At 40.6% G+C, this 18,528-nt stretch carries 18 protein-coding genes; 9 read left to right on the top strand and 9 right to left on the bottom strand.

The features are described 5' to 3' along the window. Positions 1-62: 62 nt before the first annotated feature. Positions 63-764, bottom strand: coding sequence for a YqjF family protein (locus NMS_RS02345; RefSeq protein ID WP_041495205.1), 702 nt, complete (start codon positions 762-764; stop codon positions 63-65). A gap of 140 nt (positions 765-904) precedes the next feature. On the opposite strand from NMS_RS02345, the gene NMS_RS02340 reads away from it, so the two are divergent. From NMS_RS02340 to NMS_RS02310, 7 genes are all read left to right on the top strand, one after another. Continuing rightward, positions 905-1,747: an alpha/beta hydrolase gene (locus NMS_RS02340; protein WP_084217587.1), complete on the top strand. Its 843-nt coding sequence runs from the start codon at positions 905-907 to the stop codon at positions 1,745-1,747. A 138-nt stretch (positions 1,748-1,885) separates the two neighbouring features. After that, a complete protein-coding gene (locus NMS_RS02335; RefSeq protein WP_041497388.1) occupies positions 1,886-2,323 on the top strand; it encodes an ATP-dependent zinc protease family protein in 438 nt (145 codons plus the stop codon). Further along, a complete protein-coding gene (gene rimK / locus NMS_RS02330) occupies positions 2,313-3,185 on the top strand; it encodes a 30S ribosomal protein S6--L-glutamate ligase (RefSeq protein ID WP_041495204.1) in 873 nt (290 codons plus the stop codon). The genes NMS_RS02335 and rimK overlap by 11 nt, the downstream gene beginning before the upstream one ends. Before the next feature lie 2 nt (positions 3,186-3,187). After that, complete coding sequence (locus NMS_RS02325; RefSeq protein ID WP_041495203.1) at positions 3,188-4,171, top strand: succinylglutamate desuccinylase/aspartoacylase family protein; 984 nt, start codon at positions 3,188-3,190, stop codon at positions 4,169-4,171. Beyond that, the gene (locus tag NMS_RS02320; protein ID WP_041495201.1) at positions 4,137-4,715 is read left to right on the top strand and encodes a 5-formyltetrahydrofolate cyclo-ligase; all 579 of its coding nucleotides are present in this window, start codon (positions 4,137-4,139) and stop codon (positions 4,713-4,715) included. Before NMS_RS02325 ends, NMS_RS02320 begins: the two co-directional genes overlap by 35 nt. Positions 4,716-4,816: 101 nt before the next feature. Beyond that, positions 4,817-5,908: an ATP-binding protein gene (locus NMS_RS02315; RefSeq protein ID WP_041495200.1), complete on the top strand. Its 1,092-nt coding sequence runs from the start codon at positions 4,817-4,819 to the stop codon at positions 5,906-5,908. 3 nt (positions 5,909-5,911) lie between these two features. Beyond that, positions 5,912-6,322, top strand: coding sequence for a response regulator (locus NMS_RS02310; RefSeq protein ID WP_041495199.1), 411 nt, complete (start codon positions 5,912-5,914; stop codon positions 6,320-6,322). 34 nt (positions 6,323-6,356) lie between these two features. Here the strand turns inward: NMS_RS02310 and NMS_RS02305 are convergent, their stop codons facing one another. Genes NMS_RS02305 through ileS form a run of 4 tightly spaced genes read right to left on the bottom strand, consistent with a single transcriptional unit; the run spans position 6,357 to position 11,467 of the window. Continuing rightward, positions 6,357-6,968 carry a lipoprotein signal peptidase gene (locus NMS_RS02305; protein ID WP_041495198.1) on the bottom strand — a complete coding sequence of 204 codons (612 nt, stop codon included), beginning with the start codon at positions 6,966-6,968 and terminating at the stop codon, positions 6,357-6,359. A gap of 38 nt (positions 6,969-7,006) precedes the next feature. Further along, positions 7,007-7,657, bottom strand: coding sequence for a DUF4097 family beta strand repeat-containing protein (locus tag NMS_RS02300; protein ID WP_041495197.1), 651 nt, complete (start codon positions 7,655-7,657; stop codon positions 7,007-7,009). Between the two features lie 7 nt (positions 7,658-7,664). Continuing rightward, positions 7,665-8,054 (bottom strand): TraR/DksA family transcriptional regulator, encoded by a 390-nt coding sequence (locus NMS_RS02295; protein WP_041495196.1) that lies wholly within the window; start codon positions 8,052-8,054, stop codon positions 7,665-7,667. 2 nt (positions 8,055-8,056) lie between these two features. After that, positions 8,057-11,467 (bottom strand): isoleucine--tRNA ligase, encoded by a 3,411-nt coding sequence (gene ileS / locus NMS_RS02290; RefSeq protein WP_041495195.1) that lies wholly within the window; start codon positions 11,465-11,467, stop codon positions 8,057-8,059. 169 nt (positions 11,468-11,636) lie between these two features. Between ileS and NMS_RS02285 the strand changes: the two genes are divergently transcribed. Together NMS_RS02285 and NMS_RS02280 are read left to right on the top strand one after the other, a co-directional pair. Then, the gene (locus NMS_RS02285) at positions 11,637-11,927 is read left to right on the top strand and encodes a hypothetical protein (protein WP_041495194.1); all 291 of its coding nucleotides are present in this window, start codon (positions 11,637-11,639) and stop codon (positions 11,925-11,927) included. A gap of 17 nt (positions 11,928-11,944) precedes the next feature. Then, positions 11,945-12,649, top strand: a complete 705-nt coding sequence (locus tag NMS_RS02280; protein ID WP_041495193.1) for a Crp/Fnr family transcriptional regulator — start codon at positions 11,945-11,947, stop codon at positions 12,647-12,649. A 10-nt stretch (positions 12,650-12,659) separates the two neighbouring features. Here NMS_RS02280 and NMS_RS02275 read toward each other — a convergent pair whose 3' ends face one another. The 4 genes from NMS_RS02275 to NMS_RS02260 all read right to left on the bottom strand — a co-directional run bounded on the left by NMS_RS02275 (position 12,660) and on the right by NMS_RS02260 (position 18,502). Next, positions 12,660-15,116, bottom strand: coding sequence for a ligase-associated DNA damage response DEXH box helicase (locus NMS_RS02275; RefSeq protein ID WP_041497387.1), 2,457 nt, complete (start codon positions 15,114-15,116; stop codon positions 12,660-12,662). A gap of 2 nt (positions 15,117-15,118) precedes the next feature. Beyond that, positions 15,119-15,385, bottom strand: a complete 267-nt coding sequence (locus NMS_RS13865) for a hypothetical protein (RefSeq protein WP_158448949.1) — start codon at positions 15,383-15,385, stop codon at positions 15,119-15,121. Positions 15,386-15,483: 98 nt separating this feature from the next. Beyond that, complete coding sequence (locus NMS_RS14005; RefSeq protein WP_041495191.1) at positions 15,484-17,283, bottom strand: ATP-dependent DNA ligase; 1,800 nt, start codon at positions 17,281-17,283, stop codon at positions 15,484-15,486. 142 nt (positions 17,284-17,425) lie between these two features. Beyond that, positions 17,426-18,502 carry a ligase-associated DNA damage response exonuclease gene (locus tag NMS_RS02260; RefSeq protein WP_052476653.1) on the bottom strand — a complete coding sequence of 359 codons (1,077 nt, stop codon included), beginning with the start codon at positions 18,500-18,502 and terminating at the stop codon, positions 17,426-17,428. Positions 18,503-18,528: the final 26 nt, after the last annotated feature.

Below are 18,528 nucleotides of genomic sequence, written 5' to 3'. Positions count from 1 at the left end.
AATTTCTAAAGGCAATATCGCAAGATGTTGCCTTTTTTAGTTCGCTTTCGCGAAAGCGAACTCTACAATTTTCTTTTCTTCTCTATGGAGATTCGAGACCCTTGTGCCATCATCACGCTGTCTGGTCGTAAGGAGTTTAGCAAAGCAAATTCAGGACCGTAAGTTTGCTCAAAATCCACATCAATTTGAAAGTCGGTAACCTTAAAATGTTCCCAGCTGGCGTGGCACACCTCATATTCAAAGGTCGTTTTTTTATCGTATTCGGAGTACCCAAAATAACGCTCTAGAATAAATTGTTCCTCACTGCCATCTACAATGGATAACGCCTCAGGCTCATAGGTTAGGGCAAACTCTTGCCAGGTTTTAGGTTTCCACTGGTATTTTAAATGCGATTTCTGACCCTTTTTTTCTTCCAGTTCAAAACGGACAGGCATGGTTTGATACCTTTCGTGATAGAGATTGTTAGCTACAAAAGTGATCATGGGTTTGTCTACAATTTCCTTAATAAAAACAACGCCTTTTTTACCTGTATCCGGTTGACACACATAGAATCTCAAATTAATCTCGCTAAAATTGATGTGAAAAGGTATAGGTAAGTTCAAAATGCGAGTACGTTCAAATCGCAAACCTACTAAGCTAATATCTGCCAGCTCTCCTCTTAAATCCAGTACGGTTCCTTTAGGTAGGTGTGGATACAATAGTTCAGGTGGGACTTTATAATTGGCAAATGGGAGGTAACTCCAGGTAGAGGTAAGAAACGACATTTGACAAAGTTAGGGGCTGGACTTGAATACTTAGTTAAAGACCTCACACAGCAATTTGTACAAATGTAAAAGCGGTATTTTTTCATGTCCGAAAACCAAAACACGATAAAAGACGTAAATAGTCGACAAACAACATTTAAGTGCTTAAAAAATCATACTTCTGTGCCATTTTACTGAGTTTACTCATAGGTGTATTTACTTTAAATTCCTGCTCCGTTGTTAAGACGACAGGTATCGATTATGGCAGCAGGATCGATGGAATCGCTGATCACCCGACTCTCAACGTTTTTGCAAATCAAAAAAAGGAGGCCAAATTACCTGTGTTAATATTCGTCTATGGCGGCAACTGGAATAGCGGTAATAAGAAAACATACGGCTATGCAGGTAGAAATTTTGCAAAGCACGACATGGTGGTGGTCATGCCTGATTATACTAAAAGCCCTAAAGCGAGCTACGATGAAATGACTCAACAGATTGCCAAATCTATACAATGGGTAAAAGATCATATTACTGAATATGGAGGCGATCCAGAGCGTATTTATCTTACAGGGCATTCCGCCGGCGGGCATCTCGCAGCACTTGCTGTAATGAATCCAAAGTATGGGGTTGACCCTAAAAGCATTAAGGGAATCATTCTAAACGATGCCGCTGGTTTAGATATGGAATCTTTTTTAAGGAAAAATCCGCCATCGACAGATCAAAATTATGTCGCTACCTGGACTAAAAATCCAGAGGAGTGGGTAGAAGCTTCTCCTATCAATTTTATAGATGAAAACACCCCAGAGATCAAAATTTATGTAGGCGATGAAACCTATGAATCTATCGACACCAGTAATAAAAAGTTTCTTGAAGAACTTAAAAAATACCAGCCTCAAGCTTCCATTCAATGGTTGGATAAAGGGCATGTTGCAATGGTTTCACAATTGTTTTGGCCCTGGAGCTCACGGTTTGATGAGACGCGAGAGTTTATGAATAAACAATAAATTTCTATTAAGTTATCTAAGAAGTTGGTGAAGTTCGCTTTCGCGAAAGCGAAATAACACTACTTCCTTTGGCGCGAAATAGGGAAAATTCCTATTAGAAATCTTTTTACCTTGCACCATAATTAAAGAAAACGGGTGATTAAGAGTAAGAAAACCATTATTGGCCGCACGGATAAAGCAGATTTCCCAAAGCTTAACCTGGATGAGATCGATATTAAAATCGATACAGGTGCCTATACCTCAAGTATTCATTGTCAAGATATCGTAGAGAAAGATGGTGTACTTCATGCTGTTTTTTTAGATAAAAGCCACCCACAATTTCACGGTCAACACATTGAATTTACAGACTATGAAGAGACTACCGTACGCAGTAGCAACGGCTTAAAAGAGCAACGATTTGAGGTAAAATCAAACATACGCTTGTTCAATAAATTATACAAAATATCTCTGACCCTAAACGATAGGTCAGAGATGCGTTTTCCCGTTCTTTTAGGAAGAAAATTTCTCTCCAAAAAATTTATTGTAGATCCTGAATTGCAGGACATTTCCTATTTACAATCCCAATATGAAGATTAACATCCTATCAAGAAGCAGTAGTATCTATAGTACTGCTCGAATGGTAGAAGAAATTAAGGCTGCTGGTCATGAGGTAAAAGTCATTGATCCACTCAAGTGTGATATAAAACTTGAAAAGCAAAAACCTACTGTTTTTTACAAAGGCGTTCGCTTAGAAAAGCCAGATGCCATTATACCGCGCATAGGATCAAGTATTACTTTCTATGGTACCGCTATCGTTCGTCAATTTGAAGCGATGAAATGTTTTACCACGGTGAGCTCACAAGCTTTAGTACGCAGTAGAGATAAATTGCAAAGTTTGCAGCGCTTGAGTAGCTCTGGAGTAGGAATGCCTAAGACAGTGTTTACAAACTTCGGTAAACATACCAGTGCTATATTAGAAATGGTAGATGGGCCTCCATGCATAATTAAGGTTTTAGAGGGGACTCAAGGAATAGGTGTCAACCTTGCTGAAAATTTTGAAAGTGCAGAGACTATTCTAGAAGCCTACAATAATCTGGAATCTAGAGTCATCGTGCAAGAATTTATTAAAGAAGCCGGTGGTGCAGATCTTAGGGCATTTGTGGTAGGTGATAAAGTAGTTGGAGCTATGAAGCGTCAGGCTCAAAAAGGAGAATTCCGTTCTAATTTGCACCGTGGTGGATCTGCCACTAAAATAAAATTGAGCAAAGAAGAGGAAAATACGGCAATTGCAGCTGCAAAATCTTTAGGATTAGGAGTTTGTGGTGTAGATTTATTGCAGAGCAGCCGAGGGCCTTTAGTGCTAGAAGTGAATAGTTCTCCTGGACTTGAGGGGATTGAAGCGGCTACTCAACAAAATATTGCAAGAGCAATAGTAAAGTATATAGAAACTAATATTTAAGAATGGCAGCAGACATTGTTATTCTCGACACCTTAATAAAGCCAGGTACCAGTCATACGCTTAATTTTAATATGGCGCGGTTATATACCAGCACTGTGGTAGACATCCCGGTAATTATTCACCGAGCTAAAAAAGCAGGCCCTGTGGTTCTGCTCACGGGCGGAGTACATGGAGATGAGTTCAATGGTGTAGAAGTAGTTCGTCAGCTTATTTCAAAAAAGGTGGTACGCCCTAAAAAAGGTATGGTAATCGCTATTCCCGTAGTGAACGTGTTTGGATTTTTGAATATGCAGAGAGAATTTCCAGATGGTAGGGATCTGAACCGAGTTTTTCCAGGAGCTAAAAATGGTTCTTTAGCAAGTCGTTTTGCCTATCAGGTAACTAAAGGCATTTTACCTCATGTAGATTTAGTCATGGATTTTCATACCGGTGGAGCTCAACGTTTTAATGCGCCGCAGTTAAGGGTAGATCCCTTAGAGATAGACAGCATGGAATTAGCTAAAATATTCCACCCGCCCTTCTTAGTATTGTCAAAGAACATACCTAAAACCTTCCGTGAAACGTGTAGCAAGATGGGTAAAAACTACCTTTTGTTTGAAGGAGGGAAATCTCAACAAAGTGATAAAAATGTAATCCTTACCGCGGTAAATGGTGTAATAAGAGTGCTGGATCATATGGGTATGTTACAAGATAAATCATTAGTTCACCCTGACGAGAAGCCCATTCATGTAATTAAAAAATCCAAATGGGTTAGAGCAAAATACAGTGGTTTATTACATCCTAGAGTTGCTAACGGAAAACGAGTTGAAAAAGGAGAGATGATTGCCTCCATTACTGATCCCTATGGAACAATGAGGCACAAAGTAAAGTCCCCACAGGATGGATTTGTAATCAATGTAAATCATAGTCCACTAGTGTATCAAGGAGATGCGATATTTCATATAAGCAAAGATGAAAGACAAGAAGAGCTTAAGGAAAGAGTTTGAGGCTAAACGCCAAGTAATGTCTAATGAGGAGGTTCATGGTTTGAGCCTTCAAATTGCGAATAATGTTTTGAAACTAGATATATGGGATCAAAGCCTATTTCATCTCTTTCTACCCATCCAAACTAAAAACGAAGTACGTACGGAGTATATCCTTCAGGTCATTCAAGGAAGAGATAAAAATGTAGCCTTGTCAAGGAGTGATTTTGAGACTTTTGAACTTCGTCACTTCTTATTGACTGATCAGACTACGATTAAAGTCAATGAATATGGAATTCCAGAACCAAAAGGTGATGATTTTGAAATCAAGGATGAAGATTTAGATGTGGTGTTCATTCCATTGTTGGCGGTAGATAAATACGGCAACCGAATAGGTTATGGCAAAGGCTTTTACGACCGTTTTTTAGCCAAATGTCGACCAAATACCATTAAGGTAGGAATTTCCTTCTTTGAGCCTCTTAACTTTACGATTACGACAAATGATACTGATATGCCTTTGGACCAGTTAGTTACTCCAAAAGGTGTAGTAAAATTCCGATCGCCCTAACGTTATTTTAATAGATTAAAAGCTCATAGCTAGCTTTTGGTCGATAAAGTTTTGTTATTTTTAGCATCTGATAAAATAAATTACTGACATAGTCCCCTAAGATGTTAGAGCACAATGATTATTTTAAATCCTCGCTTGAGGATAAAGCCTATTTTCTAACTGAAGTAGCTGAAGCTACTAAAACTGGAGTTTATAGTGCAAATTTCAAGCAAAACAAATTCTATATCGATAGCATTGGAAGGTCTATTCTTAATATGCCTGAAGAATATACGCCATCTATAAATGAAGCAACTTCTCTCTTTTGCAACAATAAAGACTCTCGGGACCTAATTTATGTCTGCCAAAGAGGAGAGCGATTTGAGCGCGACATTTTAATGTGCTCTTATGACGACCAGCAAATCTGGATGCGATTTACTGGCAAACCAAGATTTGATATTGATGGTGATTTAATGGGAGTGCGTGGTGTATTTACCAGCATTGATAAATATGTAAGAGAGCGTCAAGCTGTAGAACAGCACAGTGAGGTAATAGAGGCTCAAAATGAGCGTTTATTACACTTTGCCCATATAGTCTCTCACAACTTAAGATCGCACAGTAGCAATCTTGAGTTGACTTTAGAATTGTTCAACGAGGTTTTGGAAGATGAGAAAACGAATGTATTTTATTCATACTTGAGAGAAATATCTCATAATTTAAGCGACACACTACAGCATTTAAATCAAGTAGTTACTATCAACTCTCAAAAAGCTACAGAAGTCATTCAGATAGAAAAGGTGGTTAAATCAATTCTTTCAAAATACAAGAGTGAAATTGATAAAGCTGGAATTCAAGTGAAAACTGATTTCATCCGTTTAGAATACATAGAATACGTACCAAATTTTTTAGAAAATATAATTGAAACTCTTATTTCTAACGCGATTAACTTTAGAGATCCGTCTAGACCCTTAGTGATTCAAATAAGGACTAAAGTGAAAGGTCAAAAGCGATTGCTCATAGTTAAGGATAATGGACGAGGCATTGATTTGAAAAGTAAAGATTTGGGAATGTTCAAAAGTTATAAAACCGAGGAGGAGCTCAAAGAATTTAAGGGTTTAGGTCTTTACCTAGCTAAAAATCAAATTGAAGCCCTAGGCGGAGACTTAGTAGTAAAAGGGGCCCCTAGCATTGGAAGTAGTTTTACAGTCAAATTCTAACTTATGAAGGTAGCTCCACTTATTTCCAAGGTTTGCATCATTGATGATGACAAACTTTATGTTAGTTTGGTCACCATGCTTATCAAAAAAAATCATTTTGCAGAGGAAATACTCGTCTTCAATAATGGTCAAGAGGCTCTACAGTATTTTGATCAGCACATAGATGATAAAAGTGAAAAGCTTCCAGAAGTAATTTTGTTAGACTTGAACATGCCTATCATGAATGGATGGGAATTTTTGGAAGAAATCAAACCTTATTCTGACCGCTTATTAGAGCGTAATGTAAAATTAAATGTAGTGAGTTCTACCATCAATCCTGCTGAAGTAAATCGCGCAGAAACTCATGGCATCGTGCACCACTTTATCAATAAGCCGATATCCAAGGACGCGATCGCTAGAGCGTTTCAAAAGTAAAGTCGGGTATACTTTTTAAGTGAGTAATTTAGCATCACTTCTTTTCAGGAAATGCTTTTTTGCTAAATAGAATCAGCAAGATTACCCCTACAGTGATGGAGCTGTCAGCCACATTGAATACCGCGTTAAAGAAGGAAAAGGTCTGACCTCCTATTATAGGAATCCATTGCGGCCATATACCATCAAATAAAGGGAAATACAACATGTCTACCACTTCACCATGAAACCAGCTCCCATAACCACCATCTGCAGGTAAAAATGTAGCCACACTATTAGCGCTGCTGGAAAATAACTCTCCATAGAAAACGCTGTCGATGATGTTACCTAATGCTCCTGCAAAAATCAGTGAGATACAAATAATTAATATTTTGTGGCCATTATTTTTGACGCTCTTCCACAGCCAATAGCCGATTCCACAAATGGCAAATAATCTAAAAACAGTTAATACTATTTTTCCATAATCACCTGGTAGTTCAAAGCCCCAGGCTGCACCTGGATTTTCATAAAAAAGTAATTGAAACTTATCCCAGTCCACTATCGGGTTTCTGGAGTCTCTCAGCATGTAATTAAGTTTAATATAAATCTTGCTGGCTTGATCAACAATAAGCACTAAGGCAATGATTAGAATGGCTTTGTATAATTTCATTTGTTTGGTACTACCTATTTACAATATACTTAAAAATGTTAATCCAGATCAATGTCGCCATAGATGCTTTCAACTTTCAAATGATACTTTTTTCTGCGATTCTCATTTTTGAATGTCACAATTCCATTTCTGGAATTAGCTTCAAAGGAATAGTTTTCTAAATCTTTTGCAGTGATGTCTGCGCTTACGCTAGTAATTTGAGTGTCTCCTTTCAATTTTTCTAGATTCACTTTGCCAGTGTTGATATTTACGATGACGCTCCTAAATAACCCTTGCAGGTTAACATTTGCATTAGAAAGATTTAGGAAAAGGTGATGGCTTTCTGGTAAAACGATTTTGGCCTTTGAGTCTGTAACTTTGTGTGCGCTAAGCTTATCTTGAGGAAAGTGAAATAGGGGACTAACAGGATCCGTGATGAAAAGGGTGTCGTTTGCTACTCTAGTTTGTAGGACTAACGCATTGCTATATTCGCCAGACTGAACATCATCTGTGGTAAATGAATGGGGTTGTTCACTCGTGGTAATTGTGAGCTCTATATAGTGTTCAAGATCAATTAATACGACACCAAAATTTTCGTTTTGAGATTCCGTATACGTATAAACAGCTTCTTTTTGTTGTGCTTGACAACAAAAAGAAGCTGAAATACATAGTAATAAAATGATATTGGGAAAACCCCTAGAGAAAATCACCAGTTGTTTAATCCTGCATGTTTTTTGCCTCGATACTTAAGGTGGCATGAGGGACTAATTCAAGACGCTCTTTTGCAATCAATTTACCAGTGACACGGCAAACCCCATATGATTTATTTTCAATACGTATCAAAGCATTTTTAAGATCACGGATGAATTTCTCTTGGCGTATGGCAAGGGCTGCATTCGCCTCTTTACTCATTACGGCACTACCTTCATCAAATGCCTTAAATTGCGGTGCTGTATCATCAGTGCCATTGTCAGCATCGTTCATATAAGCGCTTTTAATCAACTCATACTGCTCAGTTGCCTCGGCAATCTTACCTTTTACGATCTCTTTGAAGTGAGCAAGATCTTTGTCGCTGTATCTTACTTTTTCGTCGGTGGAAGTACTCATAGTTATATCTTTTTAATACGGATAACCGTGCTTAGTTCGTCAAAATCAATTTCCGTACCGTTATCCAGTTGGTTTATAATTTCGATACTGTTCGCAAGCGTCTCGTCTTTAATATATTGATCGTTGCTATAAACAGCTGCGTCGATCTCTTCCTGCGATTGTATCTCAATCGTGATGCGATCAGTCACCTCAAGACCAGAATCCTTTCTGATATTCTGTATCCTGTTGACCAGTTCTCTTGAAATCCCTTCTTTTTTAAGCTCTGGGGTTATAGTAACGTCTAGTGCCACCGTGATTCCAGATTGATTAGCAACCAGCCAACCTTCTATATCCTTAGAAGTTATCTCAACATCATCGAGGCCCAAAGTAATTTCTTTTCCATCAACATCAACAGATTTCTCACCAGTTTTTTCTAACAAAGCGATGTCCTCTTGTTGAAAACTATTTATGATTCCAGCGACCAATTTCATGTCTTTCCCAAAACGTGGCCCCAAAGCCTTGAAATTAGGCTTGATCTCCTTAACTAGGATTCCGCTAGCGTCGTCAATGAGTTCGATTTCTTTCACGTTCACCTCGCTTTTTACAAGATCTGCAATGGCTTCAATCTGCTCTTTATCGGCTTTCCCTAGAACAGGAATCATAATACGCTGCAACGGCTGGCGCACCTTGATCGACTCTTTTTTGCGTAAGGAAAGCGTCAAACTAGAAATCGTCTGCGCCTTGTGCATCTTTTCTTCCAATTCTGGATTAATAACAGACTCGTCACAAGTTGGGAAACTGGATAAGTGAACGCTCTCACTTGCTTTTTCTTCACAAACACTGGTTAGATCACGATACAACTGATCCATAAAAAACGGAGCAATAGGCGCGCCCAGTTGTGCCACTGTCTTCAAACACGTATATAATGTTTGATAAGCCGCAATCTTATCCTGCTGGTAATCGCCTTTCCAGAAACGTCTTCTACACAAACGCACATACCAGTTGCTCAGGTTTTCCGTCACAAAAGTTGTGATGGCTCTCGCAGCCTTAGTTGGTTCGTAATCTTCGTAGAATGCCGTTGTGTCTTTGATCAATGTATTTAATTCAGAAAGTACCCAGCGATCGATTTCTGGTCGTTCGTTTAAAGGAATTTCGCTTTCGCGAAAGCTAAATCCGTCAACATTAGCGTACAAAGCAAAGAAACTGTAGGTATTATAAAGCGTGCCAAAAAACTTGCGCTGAACCTCAGTAATACCATCCAGATCAAACTTAAGATTATCCCAAGGATTGGCATTGCTTACCATGTACCAGCGCGTCGCGTCAGCACCAAATTTGCCTAGCGTCTCAAAAGGATCCGCCGCATTTCCTAGACGCTTGGACATTTTCTGCCCATTTTTATCAAGGACAAGGCCGTTGGAAACAACATTTTTATATGCCACATCATCGCTTATCATCGTTGCAATAGCGTGCAGTGTGTAGAACCAACCACGTGTTTGATCCACACCTTCGGCAATGAAATCTGCTTTGCGCAGTTCGTTTTCTACTTTTTCTTTGTTCTCAAATGGATAATGCCATTGCGAGTACGGCATGGAGCCAGAATCAAACCAAACGTCGATAAGGTCTGCCTCGCGCGTTAGCTTTTCACCATTTTTTCCTACTAGGAAAATTTGGTCCACTACATTTTTATGGAGGTCTACCAGATCATAATTGGCCTCGCTCATATCGCCAGATTTAAATCCGGCAAAAGGATTTTCTTTCATGAAACCAGCCTCGATGGACTTCTCGATCTCGTTCATCAGCTCTTCAATGGAACCTATGATTTTTGCCTCTGTTCCAGTTTCATTTCTCCATATAGGCAATGGGATTCCCCAGAATCTGGATCGAGATAAATTCCAGTCATTGGCATTTGCCAGCCAGTTGCCAAAACGTCCTTCTCCAGTAGATTTAGGTTTCCAGTTGATGGACTTATTCAGCTCGTGCATGCGATCCTTAAACTCGGTCACTTTAATGAACCAACTGTCTAGCGGATAGTATAATACAGGTTTGTCCGTTCTCCAACAATGCGGATAACTGTGCACGTATTTCTCGACCTTGAAGGCGCGATTATCTTCTTTTAATTTAATGGCAATGTCCACGTCCACAGATCGCTCTGGCGCTTCACCTTCTGCGAAATATTCGTTTTTCACATACTTGCCACCAATCTCAGGCAACTCCTCACGGAATTTTCCTTGAAGGTTCACCAACGGAACCGGATTTTGGTTTTCATCCAATACCAACATTGGCGGTATTGGTGGATTTGCCTGTCTGGAAACCAGCGCATCATCTGCTCCAAAAGTTGGTGCCGTATGCACGATTCCCGTACCATCTTCTGTGGTCACAAAATCTCCCGCGATCACTCTAAATGCGTCCTGCGCATTTTCATAGGGCGTTGCATAATCCAGCAACTGCTCGTATTTAATGTTAATTAGCTCACTTCCCTTGCAGCTGTTTAGGATGCGATATGGTATTTTTTTGTCAGAAAGTCGGTAGGCTTGTTTCGCTTTCGCGAAAGCGTCATTGTCCTCAATATCCTGATATTTTTTTCCAAACTGACTCGTGACCAGTTTTTCTGCAATGATCACTTGCATGGGCTCGCCGGTGTACTGATTGAAAGTCTCGACCAAAACATAATCGATCTTAGGACCTACAGTCAATGCAGTATTCGATGGCAATGTCCAAGGCGTGGTCGTCCATGCCAGAAAGAATACATCGCCACTGGTTTCAAACGGCAATTTTGATGGTTCACTTACCTTAAATTGAGCCGTAACCGTAGTATCCGTAACATCCTGATACGTACCTGGCTGGTTCAACTCGTGCGAACTCAAACCTGTTCCCGCGGCAGGAGAATACGGTTGGATGGTGTAGCCTTTATAAATCAGATCTTTGGAGTAAATTTCCTTCAACAACCACCAAACGGACTCCATATATTTGGACTTGTAGGTAATGTATGGATCTTCCATATCTACCCAGTAACCCATATCATCAGTCAGTTTGCTCCAGATATCGGTGTATTTGAGGACTGCTTTTTTACATTCCTCGTTGTATTCTTCCACTGATATTTTAGTGCCGATATCTTCCTTAGTAATTCCCAGTGCTTTCTCGACGCCTAATTCCACAGGAAGTCCGTGCGTATCCCAACCAGCCTTGCGGTTGACCTGATAGCCTTGCTGTGTTTTGAATCGGCAAAAAAGATCCTTGATGGTACGTCCCATCACGTGGTGGATCCCAGGAAGACCGTTAGCAGATGGTGGTCCTTCAAAGAAGATAAAAGGCTCATTTCCCTCGCGAGTCGTCATCGACTTATTGAAAATATCGTTTTCCTTCCAGAATGCTTTGATGCGCTCATCTACTTCTGGTAGGTTCAACCCTTTGTATTCCTTGAATTTAGTACTCATTTCACCACTGTTTTACGGCTGGCAAAAGTACGTAATTGTAGCTAAATGTTTGCTTTGACTACCTGGTGCCTTTTAGAAGAACTCTACATATTTTGAATACGGTGACTTTTGTCATCGTTTACAGCCTTATTGCTAGGGTAAATTTGTTCAACTTTTTAAATCAAATGGTATGAACACTTTATATTCAAGGGTAAACGAAGACTGGAACGAGAATTTTACGGGTTATTCGGCAATCGCAATAATTGTGTCAACGTGTTTGGGTGGATTTGGCGTCATGACAAGTATGATGGGAGCAGCTGGATTCTTTCAATTGCTTACTGTATTTTTAGTAGTTGCGGCTTGCGGGATACATAATGCTTCCATTCTTACTGTTCAAAAACCCACAACGGTATTGCATTTATTTATCGCTAGCATCATGATTAGTACTTTCGTTATCGTTTTAAATTTATTTATCTTGTAGCTAGGAATATCTGTTTTATGGGTCAAGCTAAAAACGAAAGTCGTTGTGAGAACTGTATTGTCAGGCATCTCAATTCTCTTAAGGTTTTAGGTAGAGAAGAGTTGTCAAATATTTCTAATAGTAAGAAAACCAGATCTGTCAAAAAAGGTGAGTCTATTTTTAATGAAGGCGATAGGCTGGACGGCGTTTATTGCGTACGCAGCGGTGTTTCTAAAGTTACTAAAGCAGGAACCAGCGGTAGGGATCAAATCCTTAAGCTGGCTACAAAAGGAGAGCTTTTAGGTCAGCGGTCTATGGTAGTAGATGAGCACTCCAATCTAGGTGCTGTCGCACTTCATGACATGGAGCTGTGCTTTATTCCTAAGTCTACCATGGAATCTTCCATTGACAATAACGCAAAGTTTATGAAAGCGGCTCTAAAGTTTATGGCTGCAGAATTAAAAATAGCGGATAATGTTATTGCAGATATGGTGCAAAAAAGCGTGGAGCAGCGACTGGCATCTGCATTACTGTACTTAAAAGATCAATTTGGCGTCGATGATGAAGGTTACCTATCGCTTATTTTGACCAGAGAGGATATTGCCGGAATTGTAGGAACTGTAAAGGAAGTCTGCATTCGTAAAATGGCCGCTTTCAAAAAGAAAGGTTGGATTGAAACTAGTGGGAAGCAAATAAAAGTTATTGATCCGCAAGCTTTATACAGGTTAGTCGAAGGCCTGTAACCATTAGACCCTACTCCCACTGCAACTGCATACGCTTAATTCGATCTGCAAGCTTTTCGCTACTTAATTTTTCGCGTAAGCGGTCTGTAATGATTGGGAAAGAAAAGGGCGTTGGTTTTTCACAAGCTTTCCAGATGATTTCTTGATTTTGAATACGCTCTAAGGCATCAAATAATCGGTACTCTTCAATGGCCTGCTCAAAAGTCTCAGTATAGGCTTGACGAAAAAGTAAATTCTCTGGCTCATTATCCCGGAAAACTTCAAACAACAGCTGGCTGCTGTTTTGAAGGTGTTTCGTCTTGATTAATTTGTTAGGGTAACCCGTAAATACCAATCCAGAAATCACCGCAATATCGCGGAATTTTCTTCGAGCCATTTCGGTTGCGTTCATGCTGGATTGCAGGTCTTGGGATAGCATTTCTGGAGTCAATAAATTATTGTCCAGCACTTCCTGCATATCAAATTCTTGGTCGCTCAAAATTTCAAAGCCATAATCATTAAAAGCCAGCGAGAACGTGATGGGTTTCAATAAACTAATGCGATAGGCAATCATACCAGCCATCGCCTCGTGAACAAAGCGACCTTCAAACGGATAAAATACCGCGTGATAACCTTCTCGGGTTTTAAAAGTTTCAATCAAGAACTGATCGCGCTGCGGGATAATGCTCTCACGTTGTTGACGGATGATGATATCTCGAAGAGCCTTGACTTCCGGAGTTCGTTTTTTACCAGTTTGAAAATTGATCATTTCCTCGCGCAGCAATTCGCCCAACTGTGCACTCAACGGCAACTTACTTCCTTGCCAGTTGGAAACCTGAGCTCTTTTTTTAGCAGAGTTGCGTACCTGTGCGACCATTCCTTTCAATCTGATAAATTCCAAGGTTCTTCCCGCAAAAACAAATACATCACCACGAGATAATTTACTGATGAAATATTCCTCGATGGAGCCGATGTAACCGCCAGTTACATATTTAACCGTAACATCTGTTGCAGTGACAATCGTTCCCATTTGTAATCGATGCCGCATCGCGACCTTGCGATCTGTGATGACATATTTACCATCTTCTTCAATAGTAACTCGCTTATACTCGTCATAAGATTGTAGTGATGAACTACCATGCACGATCAATCTCAGGCACCAGTCCCATTCGTCTTCGGTTATACTCGCATAGCAAAACGTATTTTTAATTTCGGGATAGATTTCGTCAGGATAAAAACCACCTGAAACAGCCAGCGTACACAAATATTGGATTAGCACATCAAAGCAAAGAATGTATGGTAATCGATCTTCCACTGCTTGAGTGGAAACTGCCTTTTGTAGTGCGCTGGCCTCTATCAATTCCAAGGCATGTGTTGGTAAAAAATGAATAACGCTTGTCTCGCCAGGTCTGTGACCAGAGCGACCGGCGCGTTGCAGGAACCTGGCAACACCTTTGGGTCCGCCTACTTGGATGATGGTTTCTACCGGCGCAAAATCAACGCCCAGATCTAGTGATGAGGTACAAACACACGCTTTTAAGCTTTCATTACGTATGGCATTTTCTACCCAAATGCGCGTTTCTTTATTGATCGATCCATGATGCATGGCAACCTCACCGGCAAGCTCTGGAAAATTAGTCATCAAGCCCTGAAACCAAAGTTCACATTGTGCTCGCGTATTGGTAAAAATCAGCGTGGATTTGCTGCTGTTGATAATATCAACTACTTCTTTCATTAGGTGCAATCCTAGGTGTCCGCGCCACGGGAACTTGTCCATCGACTCTGGAATAATCGATTTGACCTCAATTTCCTTTTTGAGGTTTGCTTTGATGAGCACGCTTTCGCGAAAGCGAGATTCATCAACACCCAGTAACACTTGTCTAGCCTGTTCCAGATTGCCTATGGTAGCGCTAATTCCCCAAACGCGAAGTTCCTGGCTCAAGCCGAGAAGTCTAGAGATTCCCAGTTCCATTTGCACGCCGCGCTTGGTTCCTAGCAGCTCGTGCCACTCGTCAATTACGATGGCGTTGAGATTACCGAAAAACTTTTGATGATCCTTAGATGCCAATAATAAATGCAAACTTTCTGGTGTTGTAATCAACAAATCTGGCATCGACTTCATTTGCTTTTTGCGCTCAGCGGTAGGAGTATCGCCAGATCTAATCCCAACCGTAAAAGGCAAACCAATGCCGTCCACAAATCGTTGTGAGGTCTGTTCAATTTCATTGGAAAGAGAACGCAACGGCGTGATCCAAATCGCCTTCAAACCTTTTTTAAGCTTGGTTTTATAATCAGGATTATTTTTAATGTAATTCAGAACAATCGCAACCCAAAGCGCATAGGTTTTCCCACTACCAGTAGGCGCGTTGAGCAATCCATGCTTACCCGCCAAAAACGCATCCCAAGTCATTTTCTGAAACGGAAAAGCCGTCCAGCCTTGCTGCTGGAAAAAATCTTCGGCGATATGGAAGAGTTGTTTTTTGTTCAATTTCACCTTGGTCTGATATAGCGTATAGCCTCCGTATTTCCCCAATATATAAGTAATGTGTCTTTAGTCTGTTTGAGTAATCTGCCCTTCGGTTTGAGAGTTGGGTAATTTAAATATATGCTGTCCTTCTTAATAGTATAAGAACCGTTTCTGCCATCACTAAGATCGAAATATCCAGAAGGATGAAATTCAATGTAAGAGTCTCTACCCATCTTAGAATTGGTAAGCCATCTGCCCTGTATTTCATCCTTGTCGAATAACTCTGTCATTGATTGATACTTTGTAGAAAGATTTTGCTGTGTTGATACACAAGAAATTATTACAATGACAATAATTAAACTAATAATATTTTTCATGCTAATGTTGTTTATAGAAAATCCCCATCCGTAGGAATTAGCGCTTTTAAATCATCCAGCGTGTTGGCTTCTTCAATGGGTTTATCCTTTCTCCAGCGTACAATTCTGGGAAATCTAGTGGCAACTCCAGATTTGTGTCGTTTACTGGGCGCTATGCCTTCAAAAGCAATCTCAAAAACGTGATGCGGTGTTACGGATCGAACTGGCCCGAAACGTTCCAAGGTGTTTTTCTTAATCCAAGCATCAACTTTTCTAAATTCCGCATCGGTTAGTCCGGAGTACGCTTTCGCGAAAGTGACCAACTCACCATCCTGCCATAACCCAAAAGTGTAGTCTGTATAGAGATTTGCTCGCCTACCGTGACCTCGCATCGCATAGGTCAAAACAGCGTCGACAGAGAATGGATCGACTTTCCATTTCCACCAATCGCCTTTTTTACGACCTACTAAATACGGACTGTCTTTCCTTTTTAACATCAAGCCTTCTGATCGGCGTTCTTCTGCTTTGTTGCGTTCTTCGGCGACTTCTTCCCATGAGTTGAAGTGCATGGTTTCTGAAAGCATTAGTGGAACGGCCCCATTCTCCTGCGGAGATTTCCCTAAAGGGGAAAAAGGTTTTGAACTGGAACTCAGATCCGAACTAACGTAACTGTTCTCGACTGCACTTCGACTCCGCTCAGTGACCTCGCTCGAACTGACATTATTTTCTGATTTGTCATCCTGAACTCGTTTCAGGATCTGCTTGTCGCTACCAGATTGGCCATAAGGAACTCCATCCTTCACCGCATCCACCAATTGTTCTAACAACTTCCTACGCTCAATAAATGGCATTTCCCTGATGTCCTTTCCCTGCCATTCCAATAGATCATAGGCGACAATCACTACAGGCACATCTTTCAACAACTTTTTGCCCACAGTCTTGCGACCTATCCTAGTTTGGAGATCATTGAAATTCATAATCCGACCATCCTTATAGGGCAGTATCTCACCATCGATAACAGTACCATTAGGAATCAATTCCGGAAATTTCTGAAATTCTGGATATTTATCGGTCACCAATTCCTCGCCGCGTGACCAGACAAAAAGTTCTCCAGCGCGTATAATAGTTTGAGATCTTATTCCATCCCATTTATGCTCTGCACTCCAGTCGTTTACATCGCCTAGATCTTCTACTTTATCTTCAATAGCATAAGCTAGATAAAATGGATACGGTTTACCGCGCATGGCAACTTCATTATCCTCAAAAACCAATTCTTGAAAAGTGGTGTTCTCGCCGGTCCAACTTCCCATCAGTTTATGCGCTAGGATGTCCTGATCAATACCAGTTGAGGCTGCTAGTGCACGAGTCATTAATTTTTGAGAAACACCTATTCTAAAGCCACCAGTCATTATTTTATTGAAAACGAAGCGCTCGTAATAATTAAGCTTGAGCCAGTTTTCCTGTAAATATTCCTTTTTCTCAAGGTCTGTTTTTTTGCGCAAGGCAATCAACTCGTGAATAATTTGCGATAGTGATTTTTCTGACGGCTCGCTGGTGGTAGGTAATATCAAAGCAATAGTTTCTGCTAGATCGCCTACGATGTGGTAGGATTCTTCAAAAAGCCACATAGGTATACCGCTTATCTCTGTCGCCCATTCGCGCATCAGTGTTGTATTGACTGGTCTTTTAGGCCTGCGATGGGATAGGATGGCAATGGTCCATAGTTTATCTTCCTCTGGTGCGGTGTTGAAATATTCCGTTAGTGCCGCGACCTTGAGATTGGTTTTATTGGTGCCATCGATAGTTCGTATGAGTTCTGCAAATTGTTTCATAGCGCTGTGCTTGAATTTGAACTCGAATGCGAATTTGAACCTTGATTGAATAAAGTGTTCTCGACTGCGCTCGAACTGACAATTTCATTAGTCGCGCACTGAGGCATCTGCCAATTATTTAGGCAATTATAATTGGTAAGCATTATTTCTTTTCTTTTTTCAATTTAACTTCCTCTGCTTTTAAAGTTTCAAGTTCAGGTTCAGTTTCAAGTTCTTTTTCAGATTCATTCAAATTTTCTCCTTCATACTGAGTGCGTTCACTAATCGCATTCAATCCTTTTTCTTCCCGCAGGTACCTTGCAAAAATCTCTTGATAACCGTGTGTGGTAATGACATTTTCACAACCGGTTGCATCAATACTTTGCAGCAAACCATCCCAATCGCAATGGTCCGACAATACAAAACCTTTATCAATAGCACGCCTGCGGCGCGCACCTCTAAAGGTCATCCAACCACTAGCACTGGCCGTTGCATAAGGTACAAATTTGCGCATCCAGGCAGATCCATGAGCGCTAGGTGGCGCGACCACGATACTCCCTTTCAACTCTTCTTTGGTAGTATCTCTAGTGACTAGAGTCGTCTCTGGAAAATCAATCAATTCTCTTAACACTTCAGTCATTTTGTATACGGCTCCATGACAGTAGATCTTCATCTGGCTAGTATCCAAATGTTTGATGAGTCGCTGTGCTTTTCCCAAGGAATAGGCAAATAGGATAGAGGTTTTTCCTTCCGCATGATTTTGTGCGCACCATGTGTTGACATCGTGCATGACTTCTGATTGTGGTCGCCACTTAAATGCTGGTAGTCCAAAAGTGCATTCCGTTATAAAAGTGTCACATTTGATAGGTTCATAAGGAGTAGAAATCCCATCATTTTCGGTTTTGTAGTCACCAGTAAAAACCCAAACCTCGTCGTTGTGTTCCACTCTTATCTGGCAGGATCCTGGAATGTGTCCCGCAGGATGGAATGAAAATTTGACGTTGTTGATGAGTAAATTTTCGCCGTGAGCGATACCAGAAACATTAATGTCGCCCAACCTGTGGGAAATAATAGGAACGTTATCGTGATGCGTGATGTATTTCTTGTGTCCCCAGCGACTGTGGTCTGCATGGCCATGTGTGATCAACGCCTTGTCCACAGGTTTCCAGGGATCGAGGTACACACCTGCAGCATCGCAATAGATTCCGCTATCGGTAAATTGTAAAAGTGGTTTGGACATTGCCTAAAATTAGGCACGGAGTACCA

Origin of the sequence: Nonlabens marinus S1-08 (assembly GCF_000831385.1) — a bacterium.
Classification (GTDB): domain Bacteria; phylum Bacteroidota; class Bacteroidia; order Flavobacteriales; family Flavobacteriaceae; genus Nonlabens; species Nonlabens marinus.
This window is presented reverse-complemented; position numbering and strand designations above follow the sequence as displayed.